Here is a 293-nt window from a genome sequence, read left to right as displayed (position 1 = left end):
GCAGCAGTGGCCCTGAACAAGGAAGGACATCCAATCAAGATGCGGATGACGGTGGTCGATGGTTTCAAAACCAAGTCCGTTGCTGATTGGGCAAAACGGCATATTGCCAGTGGTAGCGCGGTGATATCCGATGGATTGGCCTGTTTCAAAGCGGTCAAGGAGGCCAATTGTGAGCACCTGGGTGTTGTCACCGGGGGCAACCTGGACTGGCTGGATCATCCGGCATTCAACTGGGTAAACACGATGATAGGAAATGTGAAAAACTCGCTGCGGGGCAGTTGCCATACGCTCGG

At 53.9% G+C, this 293-nt stretch carries 1 protein-coding gene; it reads left to right on the top strand.

Annotation, left to right across the window (positions count from 1 at the left end; all coding sequences use genetic code 11):
* Positions 1 to 293 (top strand): transposase (locus J9889_RS24810; protein ID WP_210558207.1); only part of this gene is annotated, 293 nt, incomplete at both ends.

The sequence above is a fragment of the Aeromonas sp. PrichA-15 genome, assembly GCF_017939245.1.
GTDB lineage: Bacteria > Pseudomonadota > Gammaproteobacteria > Enterobacterales > Aeromonadaceae > Aeromonas > Aeromonas caviae.
The sequence above is the reverse complement of the archived record's forward strand: the minus strand, read 5'-3'. Positions and strand labels throughout refer to the sequence as shown.